This is a genomic window from Mesorhizobium sp. CNPSo 4670 (genome assembly GCF_057784235.1).
This window is the reverse complement of record NZ_JBWJFQ010000009.1, coordinates 208,202-231,143: the sequence shown is the minus strand read 5'-3', so window position 1 is coordinate 231,143 and position 22,942 is coordinate 208,202. Positions and strand designations below refer to the sequence as shown.

Here is a 22,942-nt window from a genome sequence, read left to right as displayed (position 1 = left end):
CGCCTAGAGCGCCTCGGCGCCCGAAATGATTTCGATCAGTTCCTTGGTGATCTGCGCCTGCCGCTGGCGGTTGTAGGTGATCGACAGCTTGTTGATCATCTCGCCGGCGTTGCGCGTCGCATTGTCCATGGCGCTCATCTTGGCGCCCATTTCGCCGGCCGCGTTTTCGAGCAGAGCCCGGAAAACCTGCACGGAGATGTTGCGCGGAATGAGATCGGAGAGGATTTCACCCGGCTCCGGTTCGTATTCATAGACGGCGCTGCCGCCATCCACCGCCTCGGCCGGAGCCGAAGCGATACCGGCTGGAATGATCTGCTGCGCGGTCGGGATCTGGCTGATCACCGACTTGAACTGCGAATAGAACAGCGTGCAGATGTCGAAAGCGCCCTCGTTGAAGAGGTGGATGACCTTCTTGGCGATCGCGTCGGCATTGACGAAACCCAGCGTCTTGACCTCGCGCAGATCGACACGGTCGAGGATCATCGATGCATAGTCGCGGCGCAGGATATCGAAACCCTTCTTGCCGACGCAGATGATCTTGACCTGCTTGCCGTCGGCCAAAAGCTTGCGGATATGGTCGCGGGCAAGGCGGGCGATCTGCGAATTGAAGCCGCCGCACAGGCCGCGCTCGGCGGTGCAGACGACGAGCAGATGCACGTCGTCCTTGCCGGTACCGGTCATCAGCGCCGGGGCATCGCCGCCGCCGCCGATTGCCTGGGTGATGTTGGCCAGCACGGAACCCATACGCTCCGAATAGGGGCGCGCCGCTTCCGCAGCCTCTTGCGCACGGCGCAGCTTCGCCGCGGCGACCATCTGCATCGCCTTGGTGATCTTCTGCGTCGCCTTGACCGAGGCGATACGGTTACGAAGGTCTTTTAATGAAGGCATGCTTCAAACCTGATCCCGTCTTGTCTCATCCGGACTGGCGCTTCGCTCAGGCGAAGGTCTTGGCGAAAGCGTCGATCTCGGCCTTCAGCTTGGCGCGCAGATCGTCCGACAGCGCCTTTTCCTTGCGGATGGCCTCGAGAATGTCCTTGCCCGCCGCACGCATGTGGCTGAGCAGACCATGCTCGAACTTGCCGACCTGGTTGACCGGCAGCTTGTCGAGATAGCCGTTGACGCCGGCGAAGATCACCGCGACCTGCTCTTCCGTCTTCAGCGGCGAGAACTGCGGCTGCTTCAGGAGTTCGGTCAGGCGCGATCCGCGGTTGAGCAGGCGCTGCGTGGCGGCGTCGAGATCCGAGCCGAACTGCGCGAAGGCCGCCATTTCGCGGTACTGCGCGAGCTCGCCCTTGATCGAGCCGGCGACCTGCTTCATCGCCTTGATCTGGGCGGCCGAGCCGACGCGCGACACCGACAGGCCGACGTTGACGGCCGGACGGATGCCCTGGAAGAACAGGTTGGTTTCAAGGAAGATCTGGCCGTCGGTGATCGAGATCACGTTGGTCGGGATATAGGCCGACACGTCGTTGGCCTGCGTCTCGATGATCGGCAAAGCGGTCAGCGATCCACCGCCCAGATCGTCGTTGAGCTTGGCGGCGCGCTCGAGCAGGCGCGAGTGAAGGTAGAAGACGTCGCCCGGATAGGCTTCGCGGCCCGGCGGGCGGCGCAGCAGCAGCGACATCTGGCGGTAGGCGACGGCCTGCTTCGACAGATCGTCATAGCTGATCAGCGCATGCATGCCGTTGTCGCGGAAATATTCGCCCATGGTGCAGCCAGCGAACGGCGCCAGGAACTGCATCGGCGCCGGGTCTGATGCGGTGGCGGCGATGATGATCGAATATTCGAGCGCGCCGCGCTCTTCCAGCACCTTGACGAACTGCGCCACGGTCGAGCGCTTCTGGCCGACGGCGACGTAGACGCAGTAGAGCTTTTCCTTCTCGGGGCCGTTGTCGTGCACCGACTTTTGGTTGAGCATCGTGTCGAGGATGATGGCGGTCTTGCCGGTCTGACGGTCGCCGATGACCAGCTCGCGCTGGCCGCGGCCGACCGGGATCAGCGCATCGATGGCCTTGAGGCCGGTCGACATCGGCTCGTTCACCGACTTGCGCGGGATGATGCCGGGCGCCTTGACGTCGACGCGCTTGCGCTCGACTGCCTTGATCGGGCCCTTGCCGTCGATCGGATTGCCGAGCGCGTCGACGACGCGGCCGAGCAGGCCTGGACCGACGGGAACGTCGACGATGGCGCCGGTGCGCTTGACGATGTCGCCTTCCTTGATGTCGCGGTCGGCGCCGAAGATGACGACGCCGACATTGTCGGCTTCGAGGTTGAGCGCCATGCCGCGGATGCCGCCGGGGAATTCGACCATCTCGCCGGCCTGGACATTGTCGAGGCCGTAGACGCGGGCGATACCGTCACCGACGGACAGCACCTGTCCGACTTCGGAGACCTCGGCCTCCTTGCCGAAATTCTTGATCTGGTCTTTCAGAATTGCGGAAATTTCCGCGGCGCGGATGTCCATCAGCCGACCTCTTTCAGTGCAAGCTTGAGCGAATTGAGTTTGGTTTTGAGCGACGTGTCGATCTGGCGCGAGCCCATCTTGACCACCAGTCCGCCGAGCAGCGACGGATCGACGGTGACGGAGATGGCCACGTCCTTGCCGGCAACGCTCTTCAGCGCCGCCTTGAGTTCTGTCTGCTGGGCTGCGGTCAGCTCGTGCGCCGACGTCACTTCAGCAGCGGTCTCGCCACGGTGTTCGGCGGCGATCTGGCGGAACGCCTTGATCATGCCGGGGATGGCGAACAGCCGGCGGTTACGGGCCACGACGCGCAGGAAATTGCCGGTGAGGCCGGTAATCCCCGCCTTGTCGGCGATCGCCGCGATGGCCTTAGCCAGGTCCTCGCTGGAAAACACCGGGCTGTTGATCAGCCGGGTAAGGTCGGCGCTGCCCGCGAGCATCGCCTCGAAGCTGTTGAGGTCTGCCTCGACCTTGGCGACCGAATTTGCCTGCAGGGCGAGTTCGAACAGCGAACCCGCATAGCGTTCTGCGACACCTGAGATTGGCGATGACGATTGGGCCACGGACCGTCTTTTCTCTTGTCTGACAGGCCGCAGATTGTTGGCGCGAGCAAAAACTCTGGCTAAATCTTTGACCTTACTGCATTTTTTCAAGCACGGAGGCGCGGCTTCCGCTATCCCCGGCCGAAAGTCGATTGCCGTCTAGCACAGGCATTTTAAGACCGCAATGCGTCGTTCCGCATGGTTTTCAGGCACTATTGTCGCATCCGGCAAAAGAGTCCCGCCTTCCGCCCCGGAAACCCCAGTGATTCAAGGCAGAAAGCCGAAGGCGAAGGCGAGCGGCAACGCCGCCAATGCCAATTCCACCACAATGGACACCCAATTGAAAGGCGTATTGGCGCCGTCCGACATCATCGACAGCAGCCGCCCGAAGGCAGTGAACAGCCAGGAGAAGCCAAGCGTCATGTAGATCAGCGGCTGCGCCAGCAGGATGCAGCACAGGCCGACGCCAAGATAGAAGCCCGACATCCTGCCGCGCCCCTCGGCGATCGCCGCCGCCTTCTCGGGTTTGGCCTGCAAGCGCAGGATACGGAAGGCCAGGTTAGGCGCCAGGAAAAACAAAAGACCAAGCAGCACGGTGACGACGGCGCTCGACCAGGCCAGCCATTCGCCCTGGCTCATCGGCCATGGAAACGCAAAATCCATCTTGCTTCCCCCCTCGCGCAACTCAGGACGCATTGAATGTCGCCTGTGCAGGAAGTCAAGCGCGCAGCCGGAAAGCCGGAGTTTGGCAAGGCGTACTGGAATGCCAGCGCCTGATATGAGCTCCCCGCGTGGAGCCAGCGGCTTCGCGGCCGATTCGGTTGGCAGGGAAACAAATCCTTGGACAAGAGATACGCGGACAATTTCTTCGACAGTATAGATCGCTGTCTTGCCGCCACGTAACGCAAGTATTATGCTTCGAATGTTCCTTTCGTCGACTTCTTGTTTATTTTAGCAACTTCACATGTTGTACGATCACCTGTGAAATCTGCGCGGACGGGAGCGCGGCAGGCAGGATCTCGAAATTCGGAGACGATCATGCCGGATCTTTGTCGGACATTGCATCTGGCCAGCATCTGGATCGCTGCGGCCGCCCTTGCCGGGATCGCGCAGGGTGCACGCGCGGACTGTATCGCCGAACGGCCGACTGTCATGGCTCCCGCCGATCCCTTGGTCTGCCAGCAGCTCGAGCCTACGATCAGGAAGCCTTCGGCGCTGTCCCTGGGCGACTACGAGAACAAGCTCAACCAGTATCTCGGCAGTTACTGTTATCGCGACGAAGCTGCCGGATGGGTGCACGACAAAGTCGTGCGCCAGGCCGGCCCCCGCATCGCCACCCTGGTCAACGGCGCCTGGCAGGGCAAGGATTTCGGTACCCATGCGCCTGTGATGATCTGGTATTCGCCTGACATGATGGACTGGCTTCGCAAGAATCGCTCCGCCGACGGCGAGGTCGATCATCCGCCGCCGGTTCCCGACGGTGCCATCATGGTCAAGGAGATGTTCTCGGAGCCGGCGTCGGATTGCCGGACGGTCGATCCTCTCAGGCTTTTTCCAACCAGCGGCGCCGCGATCATGATCCGCGATGCCAGCGCCTCTTACGATGGCTGGTTCTGGGGCTGGTACGGCTTTGGCAGCCAGAGCGGCTGGACTCCGGATTGGCCGGCCCTGCCGGCCGACAACAACAGCATGCCCAACATGGGCTTCGCCCAGTACTGCATGAACTGTCATGCCTCGGCGACCGACAATCTGACCTTCGCATCGCCCAAGAACATCGCGGGTGAGCCAGGCAAGCCGCTCAACTATCTCGCACAGGATTTCTTCGAGGGAGCGCCGGCAACGACCTTGCACCAGACCGTCGTTTTGCCGGTCGATGCCAACCCGCGTCTTGGCCAGCCGCTCTACAGTCCGAACGCCGACGTGATCGCTGCGCTGCAGGCCTATGTCCGCGAGATGCCGACCTATGAGACCGTCTCGCGGATGCCTTCCGAAACCTACGACAACACCTGGGTCGGGGCCAAAGGTCCCGATGCGTCCGATACGTTCCTGACCTCGAGCCAGTGCCTGGGCTGTCATGATGCCGGCAGCACCGGGTTGCAGTTCGACATGACCAAGCCAAACCCGCATGGCGATGGCCTGATCAATCTGTCTCCGCTGGCGACCTGGCGAACCTCGCCGATGGGACTGGGAGGCCGCGACCCGATATTCTTCGCGCAGCTGGCCAGTGAAACGCAAAGCTTTCACCCCAAAATGGCTGACGTGGTGCAGGACGTTTGCCTTGGCTGCCACGGCATCGCCGGGGAACGGCAGTTTCACATCGACGAGAAAGCGCACTCGGGCAAATGCGAATTGTTCACGCGCGAGATGGTCGATGCGACGCCCTGGCCGGCCGACAATCCGAGTGCCGCGCACGCCAATTACGGCATGCTCGCCCGCGATGGCATCACCTGCACATCCTGTCACCGCATGGTGCTCAACAGCAAGGCCAGCGGACCGCTCGGCGATCAGCCGCAGAACGCCTGCGTCGACGAGCGGCAGGCGCTGCTCAATCCGCACGCGACCGGCTTTGCCAAGACCTTCACCGGCAGCTTCATGGTCGGCTCGCCCGATACGCTCATCGGCCCCTTCGAGAAACCGGAAGTCGGGCCGATGCATACCGCACTCGGCATCAAACCGGTCCACGACGCCACGATCATGAGCTCCGAGGTCTGCGGAACGTGCCACACGGTTCACTTGCCGGTTCTGCAAGGCACCAACACCTTGGCGCATATCTACGAGCAGACGACCTATCCGGAATGGGCGTTCAGCGCCTATCGAACCGGCAGCACGCCGGACGGCCCGCTTCCGCTGGGCGCCGGCGCTACGCCGCGCAGCTGTCAGGGTTGTCACATGCCATCGACGGAACAGGACGGATCGCCGACGATGAGCAAGATCGCCAGCATCCAGGAAAATCTGAATTTCCCGCAGACCGAGTCCAGCAACGCACCGGATCTTTCGGTTCGCGAGGGATTTGCCCGCCACACGCTCGTCGGTCTCAACGTCTTCCTGGTCAAGATGGCGCAGCAGTTTCCCGATGTCTTCGGCATCAGGACGCGCGATCCGATGATGGGCAAGAAGGCTCTCGATCCCCTCGCCCTCACCGAGCAGGCGATGCTGGACCAGGCGTCACAGGCAACCGCTGGCGTAACTATCAGCGATCTTGCCATGACCGCCGACGCGCTAGATGCCAAGGTGACGGTGAAGAACCTGGCCGGTCACAAGTTTCCCTCCGGAGTGGGTTTCCGGCGTGCATTCCTTACCTTCAGCGTGCTCGACCAGAACGGTGAACAGCTCTGGGTCTCCGGCCGTACAAATGCCGCCGGTGTGATCGTCGGCGCCGACGGCGAGCCGCTGGATGGCGAACTCTGGTGGAAGGATGATTGTTCCGGCCGTGTCCACCCTGGCGAACGGCCGCATCAGCCGCATTACCAGAAGATCACGCGACAGGATCAGGTTCAGATCTATCAGGAACTGGTCTCCACGCCGCCCGCCGACACACCCAATCCGGTCTGCAATGCGCAGTCGAAGCCGGAAGGCGAACTGACGACCAGCTTCCTGTCGATCTGCACGGAGGTGAAGGACAACCGGATATTGCCGACCGGCTTCCTGCCGGTCGAAAGCCGGCTCGAAATCGCCAAGGCATTGGGCGCCGATGAGGAACTCGCCGTCGACGTCGGCGGGACCGCCGTCGAGGACGATCCCGACTATATTTCGGGCGGCAGCGACACGCTGAGCTACTCGATACCGCTTGCCGATTTGCCGAAGGGTGCACGCCCTGCCAGCATCGAGGCGGACCTCTACTACCAGGCGACACCTCCGTCCTATCTGCAGGATCGCTTCTGCACCGCCAAGGGCCCCGACACCGATCGCCTGTATTTCCTGGCCGGGCATCTCAATCTCGCCGGCACGCAGGCAGACGGATGGAAGCTGAAAGTGGTCGGCAGCGGAACTATCGCCGTCCGGCCCTGAGCTCTGACTTCCCAAGGGAAATCGCTGCGCGATTTCCCTTGAATTGCTTCAGGGCAGCATGAACGCCACCGCCGCCTCCGCATGGATGCGCGTCGTGTCGAAGACCGGTATATCGAAGTCCGGCTGGCCGATCAGCATGGTGATCTCGGTGCAGCCCATGATGACGCTGTCGGCGGCCTCTTCGCGGCGCAGCCGTTCGGTCTCGGCGATGTAGGCCGCTTTCGAGGCTTTGGTGACGACGCCCTGGCACAGCTCCTCGTAGATGACGCGATGCACCATGTCGCGTCCGGCGGCATCGGGCACCACGGGTTGAAGTCCATATTTGTCGGCGAGCCGACCCTTGTAAAAATCCTGTTCCATGGTGAAGCGCGTCGCCAGCAGCGCCGGGCGCTGCATACCGGCACTCTTGACGGCGACTGCGGTGGCGTCGGCTATGTGGATCAACGGGATCGATACCGACGCCTGCACCTGGTCGGCCAGCTTGTGCATGGTGTTGGTGCACAGAAGCAGTCCTTCCGCGCCGCCCGCCTCGAGCTTGCGCGCGGCGTCAACCAGAAGCACGCCGGCGCCGTCCCAGTCGCCATGATGTTGCCGCTCGGCGATCTCGGCAAAGTCGAACGACCACAGCAGCAGTTTGGCCGAATGCAGGCCGCCGAGACGCTCGCGCACGATCTCGTTGAGCAGCCGGTAGTAGATGGCGGTCGATTCCCAGCTCATGCCGCCCAGAAGGCCAAGGGTTTTCATGTGATCTTCCTGTCTTGCCGGCTTGGCCGCAGCCTATCGCCGAATCGCGACCTTACAAAAAGCTCTGCGGATCGATATCGACCTGCACCCGAACCGAGCCGCGCTGTTTTGGCCCGTTGGCCAGCATGGCGCGGATGAAGCCTTGCATGTCGGCGCGCCGTTCACCCTGAATCAGCAGGCGAAAACGGTGGCGCCCGCCGAGCAATGACAGCGGCGCCTCCGCCGGTCCCAGCACGAACAGGTCGGTGGCCTCCGGCGCGGCGCGGCGCAGGCCGCGCGCATGGCCCTCGGCCTCTGCCCTCGTCACCGCGCTGACGATGACGCCGGCAAGCCGGCCGAACGGCGGCAGGGCCACCCGTTCGCGCTCGGCGATCTCGCGCTCGTAAAAGGCCTCGGCGTCGCCGGAGACGATCGCCCGCATCACCGGATGGTCGGGCTGGAAAGTCTGCAGCAGGCCGAGGCTCTTCTTGCCGGTACGGCCGGCGCGGCCGGTCACCTGGCTGAGCAACTGGAAGGTGCGCTCGGCAGCGCGCGGATCGCCATTGGCGAGACCGAGATCGGCATCGACGACACCGACCAAAGTCATGTTCGGGAAGTTGTGACCCTTGGCGACAAGCTGCGTTCCGATGACGATGTCGGCCTCGCCATTGGCAATCGCTTCCAGTTCAAGCCGCAGCCGCCGCACGCCACCCATCAGGTCGGATGACAAGACGATGGTGCGCGCATCCGGAAAATGCGCGAGGACCTCTTCTGCGATGCGTTCGACGCCTGGTCCGCAAGCGACCAGATGATCCAGCGTGCCGCATTCCGGACAGGCTTCGGGGCGACGCTCATTGTGCCCGCAATGATGGCAGACCAGCTGGCCGCGAAACCGGTGCTCGACCAGCCAGGCCGAGCAGACCGGGCACCCGAAGCGATGGCCGCAGACGCGGCACAGCGTCAGCGGCGCATAGCCGCGCCGGTTGAGGAACAGCAGCGATTGCTCCTTCTTCCCCAGCGTCTGGCGCATCTGGTCGACCAGCACCGGCGACAGGAAGCCGCCGCGTGCCGGCGGCGCCCGCCGCATGTCGACCGCCTTGAGATGTGGAAGCGCCGCCTCGGCAAAGCGAGCGGAAAGCACCGCCCTGTTGTAGCGGCCCTGGCTGGCATTGACCCGGCTCTCGACCGATGGCGTCGCCGAGGCCAGCACCACCGGAAAGCTGCCGATATGGCCGCGCACCACCGCCATGTCGCGCGCATTGTAGAAGACGCGGTCTTCCTGCTTGTAGGCCGGGTCGTGCTCCTCGTCGACGACGATCAGGCCAAGCTCCCTGAACGGCAGGAACAGCGCCGAGCGAGCGCCGGCGACGACGCGCACGCCGCCTTCCGCCACTTGCCGCCAGACGCGTTCGCGCATCCTCGGTGGCAGGTCCGAGTGCCATTCGCCCGGCTTGGCGCCGAAACGTTGCTGGAACCGCTCGAGAAAGGCGTGCGTCAGCGCGATTTCCGGCAGCAGGATCAGCACCTGCTTGCCCTGGTCGAGGGCAGCCGCCACCGCTTCAAAATAGACCTCGGTCTTACCAGACCCGGTGACGCCGTCGAGCAGCGCGACATTGAACACACCGGCCGCGACATTGGCGCGCAGCATCTGCGCGGCATCGCTCTGGTCCGGCATCAATTCCGGCACGGCGTAGCGTGTGTCGGGCGCGGCCACCACCGGGCGCGGCGGGATCATCACCGTCTCGAACACACCTTGCGCCCTCAGGCCGTCGATCACCGTCGACGACACGCCGGCCGCGTGCGCCAGGCCGGACCGCGTCCAGGCAAGTCCGCCCTCGGCCGCCTCCAGCACGCGCTCTCTGGCACCCGTCATTCGGTCGGGCGTCAGGAGGGTGCGCTGCAGCCCCTCGATCCATGGTTCGGGGTCGAAAGCTTCGGGCGCCCTGAGCAGCATGCGCGCCACCATGCCGGGCGGCGACAGCGTGTACTGCGCCACCCAGTCGACGAAACGGCGCATTGCGCGGTCGATCGGCGGGCAATCGAAAACCTGTTCGATCGGGCGCAGCTTTTTGGCGTCGACCGTCTCGACCGCACCATCCCAGACGATGCCGGCAACCTGGCGCGGGCCAAGCGGCACGCGCACGATCGAGCCCGGCACCACGCGCATGCCGGCCGGCACGGCATAGGTGTAGGGACGTTCGGCGGGCATCGGCACCAGCACCGGTGCGGCTGCGACAAAGGGCGAATCTTCGATCATGAAGCGTGACCTTGCCCCGACTTTGGTCTAGATCAAAGGGCAACGCTGAACGTGCCTTTCCCAGCACGACGAAATCGTCAGGAGACCGCCATGAAATTTTTTGTCGACACCGCAGACGTCAAGGATATCCGTGAGCTCAACGATCTGGGCCTGCTTGACGGCGTCACCACCAACCCGTCGCTGATCCTGAAATCTGGCGGCAAGATCGCCGAGGTCACCAAGCAGATCTGCGATATCGTCAAGGGTCCGGTCTCGGCTGAAGTCACTGCCACCGAATATTCCGAGATGATGCAGCAGGCCAAGGTTCTGGCCAAGATCGCCGACAATGTCTGCATCAAGGTGCCGCTGACGCTGGACGGCCTGAAGGCCTGCAAGACGATCCGCACCGAGATGAACCGCCTGGTCAACGTCACGCTGTGCTTCTCGGCCAACCAGGCGCTGCTGGCGGCCAAGGCCGGTGCGTCCTTCATCTCGCCCTTCGTTGGCCGCATCGACGACATGGGCGTCGACGGCATGGAGCTGATCCAGGAGATCCGGCAGATCTACGACAATTATGATTTCCAGACCGAGATCCTGGTGGCTTCGGTTCGCACAGTGAACCACGTCAAGCAGGCAGCACTGATCGGCGCCGATGTCGCCACCGTGCCGGCGGCGACGCTGAAGGCGCTGGTCAAGCATCCGCTGACCGACAAGGGCCTGGAACAGTTCCTCGCCGACTGGGCAAAGACCGGCCAATCGATCGGCTAAGACCGCGATCGGCTGAGATCACACCGCTTCAAACAGAAAGGGCCGGGCAACCGGCCTTTTTTATTGCGCCCCCCGAAGACGTCAAATCGCCAAGGGCTCGCCTGCCGATCAATCGGTGCCGTTATCGTCGGGCGCGCTCACCTGCGGGCGCCGGCCCATGATGATCTCGCGTTTGCCGACATGGTTGGGTGCACCGACCAGCCCTTCCTTTTCCATGCGCTCAACCAGCGATGCGGCGCGGTTGTAACCGACACCCAGGCGGCGCTGGATGTAAGACGTCGAGCACTTCTTGTCGCGCACCACCACCTTGACCGCCTCGTCATAGATGGAATCATTGTCTTCGGCTGCAACCGATCCCTTGTCGAAGACCGCGCCCTGATCGGCTTCGGCTTCTTCTTCATCCTCGTCGGCCGTCACGGTCTCCAGATATTCGGGGCGGCCCTGCGCCTTTAGATGCGCCACGACATGCTCGACTTCCGCATCGGAAACAAACGGGCCATGCACGCGCGAAATGCGCCCGCCACCCATCATGTGCAGCATGTCGCCCTGGCCAAGCAGTTGTTCGGCGCCCTGTTCGCCCAGGATGGTGCGGCTGTCGATCTTGGAAGTCACCTGGAAGGAAATCCGGGTCGGGAAGTTGGCCTTGATCGTGCCGGTGATGACATCGACCGAAGGGCGCTGCGTTGCCATGATCAGGTGGATACCGGCAGCACGCGCCATCTGCGCAAGACGCTGGATGGCGCCTTCGATCTCCTTACCGGCAACCATCATCAGGTCGGCCATCTCGTCGACGATGACGACGATATAAGGCATCGGCGCAAGGTCGATTTCCTGCTGTTCGAAAAGCGGCTCGCCGGTGCCCTTTTCGAAGCCGGTCTGTACGGTCATCACGACCGTCTCGCCCTTGTCGCGGGCGGCAGCCGCGCGCTCATTGTAGCCGTCGATGTTGCGCACGCCGAGCCGCGCCATCTTGCGATAGCGGTCCTCCATCTCGCGCACCGCCCATTTGAGCGCGGTGACCGCCTTCTTGGGGTCCGTGACGACGGGGGTCAAAAGATGCGGGATGCCGTCATAGACGGAGAGCTCCAGCATCTTGGGGTCGACCATGATCAGGCGGCACTCTTCCGGCTTCAGTCGGTAAAGCAATGACAGGATCATGGTGTTGATGGCGACCGACTTGCCGGAGCCGGTGGTGCCTGCCACGAGCAGGTGCGGCATCTTCGCCAACTCGGCGATGACAGGCTCGCCGCCAATCGTCTTGCCGAGACAGAGCGCCAGCTTGCAGCTGGTCTTGCGGAAGCCCTCCGATTCAATCAGCTCCCGGAAATAGACCGTTTCGCGCATCTCGTTCGGAAGCTCGATGCCGATGACATTGCGGCCAGGCACGACGGCGACGCGCGCCGAAACCGCCGACATGGAGCGAGCGATATCATCGGCGAGCCCGATGACACGAGAGGATTTGACACCCGGTGCCGGTTCGAACTCATAGAGCGTGACGACCGGGCCCGGGCGAACATGAATGATCTCGCCGCGCACGCCGAAATCTTCGAGCACGCTTTCCAAAAGATCGGCGTTCTGCTCGAGCCGCTCCTGCGACATGTAGAACCCCTGCCCCTCCGGTGGCTGCTGCAACAACTCTTCGGAGGGGAGTTGATAGGAATCCCCCGCCATTGAAGGCGCGATTTTTCCGGCCAGAGGCAAGCGTGGGGACGCGGCCGCGACTCGCATGGCGACGTCCCGACGCGGCACGATTGGCACGGCAACGGCATCGCTTGCCGCAGCGGGGATTACAGCGGTCTCTGCCTGCAGAGGCGCATTGCTCGCCGGCACGTGCGGCTGGGCGACAGCTTCGTTCGAGTTGGACGGCTGGACATCAGTTAAAGGCTTCGAGGGCTGGCCCGGAAGCCATTCGATCACACGAAACAGCGAGGTGGTGTCGGCCACCATCGATGGGCTGATACCAATTCGCGCAGCGGCGGCCGGCGCCGGAGTGGCCGGGCTGACTGGCCGGGCCTGGGACGAGACGTCGACAAGGTATGGCGCCATGACCTCGAAGAAGGCGTGATCGGAGAGATGAGGCCAGCGCAGTGTCTCGGGGTTGGCTATCTTAGTCGCGGCGCTGCCTGCAGGGACGGCGGCCATGCGCACGGATGCTCGTCCCGTTGCGGCCGTCATCGGAGGTACCGACGGCACACGTCGTGCCTTGTCGTTGGCACGCCCCGGCGCAGCAGACGCTGCGGCCAGCGGCGACGTCCTTGATGCGGCCGGTTCGCTGCTGCCCTGCAACCGGGCTGTTTCCAAATTGCGGGTTTTCACCGAAACCGGCAATGCCAGCAGCGAGGGAGCGACTGGTGCCTTGTCAACGATGGGCTGTGTGACGGCCTGCTGCGTTGGGAGCGCGTCTGGAGCGCCTTGTTCGACGACAGGGTCGCTCTGCTGGCGATGCTTCTTGGTCTCGTAGTCAGGCGTACGCGTAAAACGCACATTGGGCGCGAGGAAGAAATATTCCTGCCAGGCAGGACTTTCGATGTCGCCGATCTTCGGGGAAGCATGGCTCGTCCCCTGGTCAACCCTCGGCTCCATATAGGGCCGCCTGCTACCGCCAAGATCAACAACCCGCGCGGAATAGCCGGCCTGGTGTATGCCAGACTGCCGGCCGTCCTGTCCCTGGTGAGTTGGGCGATCATGGCCGCCTGTCGCGGCTGAAGGAGCTTGCCGACCGGCCCTGCCACCCGCGCCCTCGAAACGCTCTACCCCTGGGTCATCGGGCGAAGTTGCCTTCAATGAATTGACCCGGGTAAAACGCTTGGATTCCATTCTCACGACTCGCTCTGAAACGTCTGCCGAGCAATAGGGAGCGAGTGGTTAACAGTTGCTTCCCGGCGCCGCGATCGTCGACGATCTTGGGACAGCAATGTCATCGTACCGGTCGCAACGAGCGACCCGTTGTCAGGCAGCACTCACGCCGGCGCAATCTGCCTGGGGGGAGCCACAAGGAGTGAGCGCGCTATCTCTGCGGCAATTTCGGCGGTCTGACTTTGGGCGCGCGTGATCAATGTCACCATTGCCGCCATACCCGCATTTTGAGGCGGGGAGCGTTCGAAACGATGATGCGCTAGCCGGCCGTCTTGCCGTACTTGACCAGGTCCTGGGCGATGGACAGCTGCAGCGCTTCGGCCAGCTCGCGCGCGGCACGGTTCTCGGCGTCGATCTGCGCCCGGTATGCGGCGAATTCCTGACGCGGCCTGTCGAAGGACGAGGTGATCGAGCGCCTCCCGGACGCGATCTTTGCCCCGGTCTTGGCATCGCTCAGCGTATAGTTAGCGGTCAGCGTCACGGAGCCGGCGGTCGGCTCGTCTTCGTCGGTTCCGACCTGCACGAGTGCCGCGGATTCGACGGCTTCGCCCACGCCGAGGAAGAGCGAATAGGCCGGCGAGGCCGGTTCGCCGGCGCCTCGTCCAAATCCGAAGATCAAATTGTTGCGCACCTGCTGCCCGAAACGCGTGTTGACCGGCTTGATGCCGATCGACGCCAGTTCGGAATTGGCGCTGCCGGTCGAGCCCGTCGACAGCGGTTCGCTCGAATAGAGCGGCCGCACCGTGCAGGCCGAGGCCAGCGCAAGCGAGCCTAGCAGGCCGGCAAGCGCCACGCGGCGCAACAAGCGGCCCAGCTCTGTCTTTTCCCGATCAGGCAACGACATTGACGATCCTCTGCGGCACGATGATCACCTTGCGCGGAGCCTTACCTTCGAGTGCTTTCTGCACGAAGTCGAGAGACAGTACCGCTTTTTCGACCGCACCTTGGTCCGCGTCGCGGGCAATTGTCAAATCCCCCCGCTTCTTGCCGTTGACCTGTACCGGATAGGTAACTTCGTTGTCGACGACCAGTGCCGGGTCGAAGATCGGCCACGGCCGTTCGGCGACCAGATCGGTGCCGCCGAGCGTTTCCCAGCACTCCTCGGCCAGATGCGGCATGACCGGCGCGATCAGATGCACGAGTATCTCCACAGCCTGCCGGCAAGCGCCTTTCAGCGCCGCATCGGCCTTGCCTTCGGCCACATCGTTGAGCGGCGCGGTCAGCGCATTGGCCAGTTCGTAGATGCGGGCGATGGCGCGGTTGAAGGCAAGCTTCTCGATATCCTCGCCTACCGCCTTCAGGATCTTGTGCGCAGCTTTCGAAACCACTGCCGCCTCGCCGGCATTGGCCGCCACGGACTCGATGCCGGCCAGGGTCTCGGCGGCCGTCGAGACCAGGCGCCAGATGCGCTGGATGAAGCGATGCGCGCCGGCGGCGCCGTCGTCGGTCCATTCGACATCGCGCTCGGGGGGTGAGTCCGACAACATGAACCAGCGCGCCGTGTCGGCGCCGTAGCCGTCGGTGATGTCTTCCGGGCTCACCGTGTTTTTCTTCGACTTCGACATCTTTTCCAGCGGGCCGATCGTCACCGCCTCGCCGGTGGCGATGTCGATGGCGCGGCGCTTGCCGTCGACGTCCTCCAGCCGCACTTCCGTAGGCGCCAGCCAGCGACCGTTCGATGCCGAGCCGACGCGATAGGTTTCGTGCACCACCATGCCTTGCGTGAACAGGCCCTTGAACGGCTCGGCCAGATCGACATGGCCGGTCTCGCGCATGGCGCGGGTGAAAAAGCGCGAATAGAGCAGATGCAGGATCGCGTGCTCAATGCCGCCAATATACTGGTCGACCGCCAGCCACTCATTGGCTGCCTTGGGATCGGTCGGCTCATACGCTCTGGGCGCCGTGAAGCGTGCGAAATACCACGACGAATCGACGAACGTGTCCATCGTGTCGGTTTCGCGACGCGCATCCTTGCCGCATTGCGGGCATTTGACATGGCGCCAGGTCGGATGGCGGTCGAGCGGATTGCCCGGCCGGTCGAAATCGACATCGTCGGGCAGCCTGACCGGCAGGTCGGCCTTCGGCACCGGCACCACGCCGCAATCCTCGCAATGGATCATCGGGATCGGGCAGCCCCAGTAGCGCTGGCGCGAAATGCCCCAGTCACGCAGGCGGAAATTCACCTTGCGCTCAGCCATCGGCCGGTTGCCGATGGTCTTCTGCTCCAGCAGTTTCGCGACCTCGTCGAACGCATCATCCGGCTTCATGCCGTCGAGGAAGCGCGAATTGATCATCACGCCGTCGCCGACATAGGCTTCATCGATGATCTGGAAGCTACCTGCATTCTCGCCTTCCGGCATCACCACAGGGATCACCGGCAGGCCGTATTTGTTGGCGAAGTCGAGGTCGCGCTGGTCGCCGGACGGACAGCCGAAGATTGCGCCGGTGCCGTATTCCATCAGCACGAAATTGGCGACATAGACCGGCAGCGTCCAGCTGTCGTCAAACGGATGTACGACGCGGATGCCGGTGTCGAAGCCCTTCTTCTCGGCCGTCTCCAGCGCCGCCACCGAGGTGCCCATATGGCGGACCTCGTCGATGAACTTGGCCAGCGCCGGATTGGCCTCGGCGGCCTTTTTGGCCAGCGGATGATCGGCGGCGACAGCCATGAAGGAGGCGCCGAAAATGGTGTCGGGCCTTGTCGTATAGACTTCCAGCTCATGCTCGCCGCCGATGGCGTCGGCCAGCGGCCAGCGAATCAGCAGGCCCTCGGAGCGGCCGATCCAGTTCTGCTGCATCAGCTTCACTTTCTCCGGCCAATCGTCGAGGCCGTCGAGCGAATCCAGCAGATCCTGCGCGAAGTCGGTGATCCTGAAGAACCACTGCGTCAGTTCACGTTGTTCGACCAGCGCCCCCGAACGCCAGCCGCGTCCGTCGATGACCTGCTCGTTGGCGAGCACGGTCATGTCCTCCGGATCCCAGTTCACCTTGGAGGATTTACGCGTCACCAGCCCCTTTTCGACGAAATCGAGGAACAGCATCTGCTGGCGGTGGTAGTAGTCGACGTCGCAGGTGGCGAATTCGCGCGCCCAGTCCAGCGACAGGCCCATGACCTTGAGCTGCTCGCGCATGGTGGCGATGTTCTGGTAGGTCCATTCCTTGGGATGGACCTTGTTCTGCATCGCCGCGTTCTCGGCCGGCATGCCGAAGGCGTCCCAGCCCATCGGGTGCAGTACGTTGAAGCCCTTGGCCCTCTTGTAGCGAGCCACCACGTCGCCCATCGTGTAGTTGCGGGTGTGGCCGATATGGATGCGCCCCGACGGATAGGGGAACATCTCCAGCACGTAGTATTTCGGGCGCGGATCGTCATTGTGCGCTTCGAAAAGCTTCCTGGCGTCCCAGGCCTTCTGCCATTTGGGCTCTGACGCGCGCGGATTGTATCGTTCGGTTGCCATGGGACGTTTTTCACTTAAAAGCATGCGGACTGCGGGCGACAGCTCGGCAGTTCATTGGATATGGTCCGGGTGTTCACCATGGTTTGGCAAACCCGTCAACCATATGGGTCTCGCGTCGGCCAAAAACGCGGATCAAAACAGCGGGATTTGCATATGGGCGACGCCGTTCAGCAGTTTTTCGCGGTCAAGGCCAAGATCGCCGCCGCCGAGCGCGAGGCCGGTCGCCAGAGTGGCGCGGTGACGCTGGTCGCGGTTTCCAAGACCTTTGACGCCGCCGACATAAGCCCGGTCCTCGAGGCCGGCCAGCGCGTCTTCGGCGAAAACCGCGTGCAGGAGGCGCAAGGGAAATGGCCGGCGCTGAAGGAGGCGTTTGCCGACATCGAACTGCACCTGATCGGTCCGCTGCAGTCGAACAAGGCAAAGGAGGCGGTGGCGCTGTTCGATGTCATCGAGACGGTCGATCGCGACAAGATCGCCGTCGAACTCGCCAGGGAGATCGCCAGGCAGGGCCGCGCGCCGAAGCTCTATGTCCAGGTCAACACCGGCTCCGAGCCGCAGAAGGCCGGCATCGAACCGCGCGACGCGGTCGCCTTCGTCACCCGCTGCCGTGGTGTCCACGGCCTCGCCATCGAAGGCCTGATGTGCATCCCGCCGGCCGACGAGAACCCAGGTCCTCACTTCGCTTTGCTGGAGAAGCTTGCGCATGAGGCCGGCGTCACCAAACTGTCGATGGGCATGTCCGGCGACTACGAGACGGCGGTCGCCTTCGGCGCCACCAGCGTCCGGGTCGGTTCGGCGATCTTCGGCAGCCGCTGACGCTACGGCCCTTTGGGCCAATCTGGCAGGCACGTTGTGCCAGCACTGGAAACGAAACGTACCGTTCCTATTTGTTTGGTGTCATCACGATTCACCTGGAGCCTCACCATGCGTTACAACCAGCTTGGAAATACGGGGATGTTCGTCTCCGAACTTTGCCTCGGCACCATGACCTTCGGCGCCGCCGGCGAAAACGCCCAATGGGGCCTGATCGCCAGCCTCGACCAGAAGGGCGTCAACGAGATCGTTGCGCGATCGATCGCCGCCGGCGTCAATTTCTTCGATACGGCCGACGTCTACTCGTTCGGCGAGTCCGAGCGGCTGCTCGGCCAGTCGCTGAGAGATCTCGGCGTCGACAGGCAGAAGGTGGTCATCGCCACCAAGGTGCACGGCGCCATGGGCGACGGTCCCAACCAGCGTGGCTCGTCACGCGGCCACATCATGGATTCGGTCGATGCCAGCCTCGAGCGGCTGCAGCTCGACCATATCGACCTCTATCAACTGCACGGCACCGACATGGTGACGCCGATCGACGAAACGCTGCGGGCGCTCGACGATCTGGTTGCCAGCGGCAAGGTCCGCTATGTCGGCGTTTCCAACTGGCAGGCCTGGCGCATCGCCAAGGCGCTCGGCATCGCCGACCGCAAGGGCTTTGCCCGTTTCGAGACCGTCCAGTCCTACTATTCGATCGCCGGCCGCGATCTCGAGCGCGAAATCGTGCCTCTCCTCCACGAGGAGAAGCTCGGCCTGATGGTGTGGTCGCCGATGGCCGGCGGTCTGCTCTCCGGCAAATACGGCCCCGGCGCGCCTGGCAATGGCGAGGGCCGCCGTGCCTCCTTCAACTTCCCGCCGGTCAACGAGGAGCGCGCCTGGGCAGCCGTCGCCGTCATGCGCGAGATCGCCAAAAAGCATGATGTGAGCGTTGCCACGGTGGCGCTCGGCTATGTCCTGGCCAAGCCATTCGTGATGAGCGTCATCATCGGCGCCAGCCGCATGGAGCAGCTCGAGCAGAACCTTGCCGCCACCCAGCTGAAGCTCGACACCGACGATCTTGCCCGTCTCGATGAGGTCAGCGCCTTGCCTGCCGAATATCCCGGCTGGATGGTGGAGCGTCAGGCAGCCGGTCGCCGCCCGGCGCCGTTCACGCCGAAAGCATAGCAGCAGCCAGCGCAGACATCTCGGGGGCCCACAGGCTCCCGAGAGCCGTCTCGCCTCAGGTCAGCCGCACGCTCTCGCCGAGAAAATCGAGCAAGGCCCGCACCCGCGCCGGCAGGTGCCGACCCTGGCCGACATAGACGGCGTGGGTGGCCTCCTCGTCGCCCGGATTGAAATCCTCGAGCAACCGCACCAGCCGGCCGGCCGCGATATCGGCTGCCACGTGCCAGCGCGCCAGCCGGGCAATGCCCGCGCCCGCCAGCGCCATCAGCCGCATCGCCTCGCCGTCGCTGACCAGTGTGTTGCCCGTGATCGGAACCATGACGGGGGTGCCGGCGGCGTCACGGAACGGCCAGCCGTCGAGATGCCGCACGAAGCCGAAGCCCATGCGGTTGTGCCTGTCGAGATCGGCCGGCGTCAGCGGCGTGCCATGCGTGCCGAGGTATGAGGGCGCGGCAACGACGACCACCGGGCTTTGCCCGAGCTTGCGCGCCACCAGCCGTGATTCGCCGAGCGGCCCGGCACGGATGGCGACATCGGCGCGTTCCGCCATCAGGTCGATGACGCTGTCGGTCAGCACCAGATCGACCGAAATCTCTGGGTAACGTTCGAGGAAGCGCGGCAGGAGCGGGATCAGCCGATGCACCCCGAAGGGAACGTAGGAGTTGACGCGCAACCGTCCGCGAGGCGCCGCCCCTGCCGCTGCTTCCTGCTCGGCCGCCGCCATGTCGGCCAGGATGCGCAGGCCGCTGTCGTAAAACGCGGTGCCTTCCGGTGTCAGTTGCAGTTTTCGCGTCGAACGGCTGACCAGCCGCGCGCCAAGCCGGGCCTCCAGCCGCGCGATCAGCTTGCTGACAGCCGACGGCGTCATGCGCAACGCGCGTGCCGCAGAAGAGAAACTACCTTCCTCGACGACGCGCACGAACACTTCGATCTCGCCGGAGCGATTGATGTCGGGTCTGGCCATCTGTGAATCTATTTCACAGAAAATGTGCCCGGCGCAAGTCTGGTTCACAATGCGTGGCGACACGATCTTTCGGGTTGGGGCGCGGGACGGCGCTCTTCCTCATCGAAGTGGAACCCGCCATGCCTCTTGCCCTTTACGCCCTCGCCGCCGGTGCCTTCGGCATTGGCGTCACCGAATTCGTCATCATGGGTCTGCTGCTCGACGTCAGCAAGGATCTCGGCGTCTCGATCTCGGCCGCCGGCCAGCTCATTTCCGGCTATGCGCTCGGCGTCGTCATCGGCGCGCCGCTGCTGACCATCGCCACCGGCAACTGGCCGCGCAAGACCGTGCTTCTGGCGCTGATGGCGATCTTTACTCTTGGCAATCTCGCCTGTGCCTTGGCGCCCGACTATTGGACGCTGATGGGCGCCCGCGTCATCACCGCCTTTGCCCATGGCACCTTCTTCGGTGTCGGTTCGGTGGTCGCCACCGGGCTGGTCGCGCCCAACAAGAAGGCCTCCGCAATCGCACTGATGTTCACCGGCCTGACCATCGCCAACATCCTCGGCGTGCCCTTCGGCACCTGGCTCGGCCAGGCCTTTGGCTGGCGGGCGACCTTCTGGGCGGTAACCGTGGTTGGCCTGGCGGCCTTCGCCGTCATCCTGGCGCTGGTCCCACGCAGCCGGACCGCGCCCGAGAAGAGCGACCTGCGCGCCGACCTCGCCGTGCTGCGCCGCACGCCCGTGCTGCTCGGCCTCGCCACCACCGTGCTCGGCTATGCCGGCGTCTTCGCCGTCTTCACCTACATTGCCCCGTTGCTGACGCAGATCAGCGGTTTTGGCGAAGCCGCCGTGTCGCCGATTCTGCTCGTCTTCGGCGGCGGTCTCATCGCCGGCAATCTCGCCGGCGGCAAGGTCGCCGACCGCTGGCTGGTGCCGGCCGTGCTGGGCAGCCTCGTGGTGCTGGCCCTGGTGCTCGCAACCATGACCTTCGCCATCCACAGCCAGGTGATGGCCGTGATCTATGTCGGCCTGCTGGGTGCCGCCGCCTTCGCCACCGTGGCGCCGCTGCAGATGTGGGTGCTGGAGAAGGCGCAAGGTGCGGGCCAAAGCCTTGCTTCGTCCTTCAACATCGCCGCCTTCAATCTTGGCAACGCCGCCGGCGCCTGGCTTGGCGGCGCGGTGATCGCCCAGGGCCTGGGCCTGGGTTCGCTCACCTGGGTCGCCGCCCTGCTGCCGCTTACCGCACTCGCTGTGGCGGGACTGGCACTGCGTCTCGATCGCAACCCTGCGATCGGCGAGCCTGTCTCCGTCCGCTCGTAACGCTCTCCGGCAAAACCGGATCGCCCTTTGACATCCCCTTCCAAACCATCAGGAGCCACGAAAATGGATTATCGACGTCTCGGTGCATCGGGCCTGAAAGTGCCCGCACTCTCGTTCGGCGCGGGAACCTTTGGCGGCTCCGGCCCGCTGTTCGGCGCCTGGGGCAACAGTGACGCAAGGGAAGCGCGGCGGCTGATCGACATCTGCCTCGAAGCCGGCGTCAATTTGTTCGACACCGCCGATGTCTATTCGAACGGCGCATCGGAACAGGTGCTTGGCGAAGCCATAAAAGGCCGCCGCGATGCGGTGCTGATCTCGACCAAGACTTCGCTGCCGATGGGCGACGGCCCGGCCGGCTATGGCTCGTCGCGTTCGCGGCTGATCAAATCCGTGGACGATGCGCTGAGACGGCTCGGCACCGATTACATCGACCTGCTGCAGCTGCATGCCTTCGATGCCGGCACGCCGATCGAGGAGGTCCTGTCGACTCTGGACGAGCTGGTGCGCTCCGGCAAGCTTCGCTATGTCGGCGTCTCCAACTTCTCAGGCTGGCAAGTGATGAAGTCGCTGGCGCAAGCCGACAGGCACGGCTATCCGCGCTATGTCGCGCACCAGGTCTACTATTCGCTGGTCGGCCGCGACTATGAGTGGGAGCTGATGCCGCTTGGCCTCGACCAGGGCGTCGGCGCGTTGGTGTGGAGCCCACTCGGCTGGGGCCGCCTGACCGGCAAGATCCGCCGGGGAGCAAAACTGCCGGACGAGAGCCGGCTGCACGACACCGCCAGCTTCGGCCCACCGGTCGAGGATGAGCATCTCTACCGGGTCATGGATGCCCTTGACGCGGTGGCCGAAGAAACCGGCAAGACGGTGCCGCAGATCGCCATCAACTGGCTGCTGCAGCGCCCGACCGTGTCCTCGGTCATCATCGGCGCCCGCAACGAGGAGCAGTTGCGCCAGAACCTCGGCGCCGTCGGCTGGACGTTGACGCCGGAGCAGATGAAAAAGCTCGACGCGGCAAGCGAAGTCACCGCGCCCTACCCGTATTTCCCCTATCGCCGCCAGGAAGGTTTTGCTCGGCTCAATCCGCCGGCGGTCTAACACATCAACCGTTCTGGATCGGGCGTGTCGAGATTCAGGTCAGGCCGAGTCGAAAATGGTGGCTTCCGAGAACCGGAGCGAAGCGTACTTAAAGTACGTGAGCACCGGAAGCGCAGGAAACCGCCATTCGCAGGCCGGCCTCACCCGAATATCGGAACACCCTAATGCAGCACGAACTCGCCATCCACCTTGCGCCATTCGTTCGGCGCGATCAGCTTCTGGTGCGTGTAGACAACCGAATGCAGCGGACCGTCGAGCCTGGTCTTCCAAAATTCGATGAACCGGATCAGCACCGGAAACGTCGGCGCGATGTCGTAGTCCTGCCAGATGTAGCTCTGCAGCAGGTGCGGATGATCGGGAAAATGATAAAGAATCTTGGCCGTGGTCAGGCCATATCCCTTAAGCATCAGGTCCATTTCAGAATGGTCGTGCATTGCAGCCCCCTTCGGCGGTCCCTTGGTTGAGTCTCCTTTCCTCCCAACGCTGAATTGTGCGCGCCGTTGCTTAACTGTCTATTGATTTTTCCTGATCGAGAACGGGTTTTCCGCGCGAAAAC

17 protein-coding genes are annotated in these 22,942 nt (G+C 63.7%); 6 read left to right on the top strand and 11 right to left on the bottom strand.

The genetic code is table 11. From position 1 onward, the window contains the following. Positions 1-3: 3 nt before the first annotated feature. The 4 genes from AC0ZT5_RS17505 to AC0ZT5_RS17490 all read right to left on the bottom strand — a co-directional run bounded on the left by AC0ZT5_RS17505 (position 4) and on the right by AC0ZT5_RS17490 (position 3,666). Complete coding sequence (locus AC0ZT5_RS17505; RefSeq protein ID WP_488497434.1) at positions 4-888, bottom strand: F0F1 ATP synthase subunit gamma; 885 nt, start codon at positions 886-888, stop codon at positions 4-6. A gap of 46 nt (positions 889-934) precedes the next feature. After that, positions 935-2,464 (bottom strand): F0F1 ATP synthase subunit alpha, encoded by a 1,530-nt coding sequence (atpA, locus tag AC0ZT5_RS17500; protein ID WP_184872442.1) that lies wholly within the window; start codon positions 2,462-2,464, stop codon positions 935-937. Beyond that, positions 2,464-3,024, bottom strand: coding sequence for a F0F1 ATP synthase subunit delta (locus AC0ZT5_RS17495; RefSeq protein WP_488497433.1), 561 nt, complete (start codon positions 3,022-3,024; stop codon positions 2,464-2,466). The genes atpA and AC0ZT5_RS17495 overlap by 1 nt, the downstream gene beginning before the upstream one ends. Before the next feature lie 246 nt (positions 3,025-3,270). Beyond that, complete coding sequence (locus tag AC0ZT5_RS17490; protein ID WP_184872444.1) at positions 3,271-3,666, bottom strand: AGROH133_08824 family phage infection protein; 396 nt, start codon at positions 3,664-3,666, stop codon at positions 3,271-3,273. 375 nt (positions 3,667-4,041) lie between these two features. Here AC0ZT5_RS17490 and AC0ZT5_RS17485 point away from each other — a divergent pair, with 375 nt between their 5' ends. Beyond that, a complete protein-coding gene (locus AC0ZT5_RS17485) occupies positions 4,042-7,011 on the top strand; it encodes a hypothetical protein (protein ID WP_488497432.1) in 2,970 nt (989 codons plus the stop codon). A 48-nt stretch (positions 7,012-7,059) separates the two neighbouring features. On the opposite strand, the gene AC0ZT5_RS17480 is transcribed toward AC0ZT5_RS17485, so the two are convergent. Both AC0ZT5_RS17480 and AC0ZT5_RS17475 read right to left on the bottom strand, forming a co-directional pair. Further along, a complete protein-coding gene (locus AC0ZT5_RS17480; RefSeq protein WP_488497431.1) occupies positions 7,060-7,755 on the bottom strand; it encodes an aspartate/glutamate racemase family protein in 696 nt (231 codons plus the stop codon). 52 nt (positions 7,756-7,807) lie between these two features. After that, the gene (locus AC0ZT5_RS17475) at positions 7,808-9,991 is read right to left on the bottom strand and encodes a primosomal protein N' (protein WP_488497430.1); all 2,184 of its coding nucleotides are present in this window, start codon (positions 9,989-9,991) and stop codon (positions 7,808-7,810) included. Positions 9,992-10,081: 90 nt separating this feature from the next. On the opposite strand from AC0ZT5_RS17475, the gene fsa reads away from it, so the two are divergent. Next, positions 10,082-10,738: a fructose-6-phosphate aldolase gene (fsa, locus tag AC0ZT5_RS17470; protein WP_095084171.1), complete on the top strand. Its 657-nt coding sequence runs from the start codon at positions 10,082-10,084 to the stop codon at positions 10,736-10,738. Positions 10,739-10,846: 108 nt separating this feature from the next. Here the strand turns inward: fsa and AC0ZT5_RS17465 are convergent, their stop codons facing one another. From AC0ZT5_RS17465 to leuS, 3 genes are all read right to left on the bottom strand, one after another. After that, positions 10,847-13,555, bottom strand: coding sequence for a DNA translocase FtsK (locus AC0ZT5_RS17465; protein WP_488497429.1), 2,709 nt, complete (start codon positions 13,553-13,555; stop codon positions 10,847-10,849). Between the two features lie 298 nt (positions 13,556-13,853). Next, the gene (gene lptE, locus AC0ZT5_RS17460; RefSeq protein WP_488497428.1) at positions 13,854-14,438 is read right to left on the bottom strand and encodes an LPS assembly lipoprotein LptE; all 585 of its coding nucleotides are present in this window, start codon (positions 14,436-14,438) and stop codon (positions 13,854-13,856) included. Continuing rightward, on the bottom strand, positions 14,425-17,049 hold the full coding sequence (gene leuS / locus AC0ZT5_RS17455) for a leucine--tRNA ligase (RefSeq protein ID WP_488497427.1): 2,625 nt from the start codon (positions 17,047-17,049) through the stop codon (positions 14,425-14,427). The genes lptE and leuS overlap by 14 nt, the downstream gene beginning before the upstream one ends. A gap of 153 nt (positions 17,050-17,202) precedes the next feature. Between leuS and AC0ZT5_RS17450 the strand changes: the two genes are divergently transcribed. Next, complete coding sequence (locus tag AC0ZT5_RS17450) at positions 17,203-17,865, top strand: YggS family pyridoxal phosphate-dependent enzyme (RefSeq protein WP_488497426.1); 663 nt, start codon at positions 17,203-17,205, stop codon at positions 17,863-17,865. A 108-nt stretch (positions 17,866-17,973) separates the two neighbouring features. Further along, entirely contained in the window at positions 17,974-19,023 is a 1,050-nt protein-coding gene (locus AC0ZT5_RS17445; protein ID WP_488497425.1) for an aldo/keto reductase, read from the top strand. 55 nt (positions 19,024-19,078) lie between these two features. Here the strand turns inward: AC0ZT5_RS17445 and AC0ZT5_RS17440 are convergent, their stop codons facing one another. Further along, positions 19,079-19,987 carry a LysR family transcriptional regulator gene (locus AC0ZT5_RS17440; RefSeq protein WP_488497424.1) on the bottom strand — a complete coding sequence of 303 codons (909 nt, stop codon included), beginning with the start codon at positions 19,985-19,987 and terminating at the stop codon, positions 19,079-19,081. A 119-nt stretch (positions 19,988-20,106) separates the two neighbouring features. Here AC0ZT5_RS17440 and AC0ZT5_RS17435 point away from each other — a divergent pair, with 119 nt between their 5' ends. Together AC0ZT5_RS17435 and AC0ZT5_RS17430 are read left to right on the top strand one after the other, a co-directional pair. Next, on the top strand, positions 20,107-21,288 hold the full coding sequence (locus AC0ZT5_RS17435; protein ID WP_488497423.1) for an MFS transporter: 1,182 nt from the start codon (positions 20,107-20,109) through the stop codon (positions 21,286-21,288). Between the two features lie 63 nt (positions 21,289-21,351). Continuing rightward, complete coding sequence (locus AC0ZT5_RS17430; RefSeq protein WP_488497422.1) at positions 21,352-22,386, top strand: aldo/keto reductase; 1,035 nt, start codon at positions 21,352-21,354, stop codon at positions 22,384-22,386. Positions 22,387-22,547: 161 nt separating this feature from the next. On the opposite strand, the gene AC0ZT5_RS17425 is transcribed toward AC0ZT5_RS17430, so the two are convergent. After that, positions 22,548-22,820 (bottom strand): usg protein, encoded by a 273-nt coding sequence (locus AC0ZT5_RS17425; protein WP_477284700.1) that lies wholly within the window; start codon positions 22,818-22,820, stop codon positions 22,548-22,550. Between the last annotated feature and the right edge of the window lie 122 nt (positions 22,821-22,942).